At 47.6% G+C, this 2,568-nt stretch carries 2 protein-coding genes; both read left to right on the plus strand.

Annotated elements, in window-relative coordinates; translation table 11 throughout:
- Positions 1-231 precede the first annotated feature (231 nt).
- Positions 232-1,293, plus strand: a complete 1,062-nt coding sequence (cax, locus tag JG50_RS0117835; RefSeq protein WP_033102463.1) for a calcium/proton exchanger — start codon at positions 232-234, stop codon at positions 1,291-1,293.
- Positions 1,294-1,625: 332 nt separating this feature from the next.
- Positions 1,626-2,522, plus strand: a complete 897-nt coding sequence (locus JG50_RS0117840) for a LysR family transcriptional regulator (RefSeq protein WP_033102464.1) — start codon at positions 1,626-1,628, stop codon at positions 2,520-2,522.
- Positions 2,523-2,568: the final 46 nt, after the last annotated feature.

Below are 2,568 nucleotides of genomic sequence, written 5' to 3' on the forward strand. Positions count from 1 at the left end.
TACAGGAATGCTCCTTTCTAATCATTCAAGCATATTTAATTATTTCGATCCTTGGGAGAGTATTCCTTCCAAAATCGGCTAAAACAGTCTGCAATCTACTTTGATAGGATTTGACATATTTCGATTGTTTCGTATGCTAAATTGAGGATTATTTAATATGTTGTTCACACTTTTTCCATCGAGAGGTTTGTTTCCTGTTTTTGACAAACGAAAATTTAAGAGGTGAACATTTTGAAGAAAAAGTGGTTTGTTGCCTTGCTCCTTCTCACAACAATCATCAGTGCGGAAGCACACTTTTTTACCCACAATCAGCCTTTTCAATTTGCCAGTGCCTGTTTGTCCCTTCTCTTCTGGGCGGCGCTTCTGGGGAAAGCGACCGAAAGCGTGGCCCATTATTCCGGCGAACGGCTGGGCGGGCTGTTAAATGCCACCTTCGGTAACGCGGCGGAGCTGATTATCGCCATCTTTCTGGTGAAAGCCGGATTGTTCGACATGGTTAAAGCCAGCATTACCGGATCGATCATCGGAAATCTGCTGCTCGTGCTCGGGCTGAGCGTATTCGCCGGCGGATTGAAATTCAAAATTCAGCAATTCAATCCACTCTTAGCCGGTCATAACGCTTCATTGATGATGCTGGCGGTCATCGCCCTGTTTATCCCTGCCGTCTTTATGCACGGTCTCACCCGCAGCGAAATCAGCATGGTCAGCGTCGTCATCGCCATTGTCCTGATCATCGGATATTTTCTGTGGCTCTATTTTTCCCTGGTCACCCATAAAGAAGAGCTGGGGGATAAAGTGGACGGCATGCCTGATTTGGATCAGCATGAAGAACCGGACTGGTCCAAAGGCGTATCACTCCTGTTCCTGCTGATCGCCACTGTCTTCGTCGCCATCGAGAGCGAATGGCTTGTACATAGTGTGGAATCTGTAGCCAAAGCGCTGGGCTGGTCGGAATTGTTCATCGGGGCCTTCCTGATTGCGATTATCGGAAATGCTGCCGAACACAGTGCCGCCGTCTTTATGGCGATGAAAAACCGCATCGGAGTGGCTGTTGAAATCGCCGTCGGAAGCAGCCTGCAAATCGCCTTGTTCGTCGCTCCGATTCTCGTCTTTGTCAGCCTGTTATTCGGCAATCCCATGAACATCATCTTCAGCAATTACGAAATTGCGGCAATCGCCGTGGCCTCATTGATCGCTTCCTCGATCTCCCGTGATGGATCTACCAACTGGTATGAAGGAATTCTGCTGGTGCTGGTTTACATCATCTTGGAAACTGTCTTTTTTGTCGTCTGATCCCCCTGAACACGGGAAGGCCCTTTCGCCAAAGTGCGGAAGGGCCTTTCTTGGTGCAACGGAACCGGACATGATCGTTTTTTATTCAAAATTACCCGGCAGGAATCTATAAATTAATAATGAAATAATTTAATACTAAATATGAATACACTTTTTAAATGATAATTCCATTTTAAAAACAGTGATCACCACACCAAACGTCAAAATGGCATTCTGCATGCCGTCATCCTTTCCGAAAGCACCAATCTTCCATAGAAACGAGGTTGCCTGGTTCCTGTCCGGCGTGATCATCTCGTTTTAAAATTTAAAAATGAATTAAAGGGGTGACAAACATGAATGAACAGCAATTGATCACGTTTATCGAAGTGGCCCATAAGCGTCACTTCCGGCACGCGGCGGAAACCCTGAACTTAACCCAACCTGCCGTCAGCGCACAGATCCGCAGCCTGGAAGAAGAATTGGGAACCACTCTCTTTTACCGGTCGCAAGTGAAACTGACGGCCGGCGGTGTTCTCTTTTATCCTTATGCGCAAAAAATTCTTGATTTGATGCAAGAGGGGCGCGAAGTGATTACCGAAGAAAAAGAGAAAGCCCATAGCCCCGTAACGATCGGGACGACTGCCTGCCTGTCTTTGGCGATTGTCTCCCGCATCTCGAAATATTTCCAAACGGGCAGCCCCGGGCTTCCGCTCAAAATCCTTAACTTGAGAACGGAAAAGATGATGAAGCTGCTTCAGGAAGGGCAAATCGAACTGGGGATTGCCTATTCCTATTCCCCGTTGCCCTCCCAAGTGGAAAAAAAGACACTGTTTTACGATTCCTTTACCCTGATTGACTCAGCGACCCGGCCAGTTATAAATAATAAAAGGTCTTTTCTCCCTTTGAAAGAGTTGGATAAGCTGCCGATGATCTCATTTGCCGGTGCAACCACCGAACGGGATCTCCTGAACGAAATCATGAGAAGATACGGAATTGAACTAAATATCCAGATCGAGCTGTCCAGCGTTGAAGAAATCAAGCGGTTGGTTGCAGAGGGTTTCGGCACCGCCCTGATCCCCGGACTCGCCCTGGGCAGCGGAGATTTCCGCTTGCGCCACATCCGGGTAACCCAGTTTGAGCATACGCTCCCCGTTTTTCTCTATTTTCTGAAAAGGCGCTACCTGCCCCGCGCAATTCGCCAGCTGATCCATGATATCAGCGGGATTTATCCTGTCGAATCGGAAGAATAGAAAAGACTCCCACAAGGAGTCTACGAGGTTGTTGACAAAGAAGGTC

Source organism: Thermoactinomyces daqus (assembly GCF_000763315.1).
In the GTDB taxonomy this organism is placed as follows: domain Bacteria; phylum Bacillota; class Bacilli; order Thermoactinomycetales; family Thermoactinomycetaceae; genus Thermoactinomyces_A; species Thermoactinomyces_A daqus.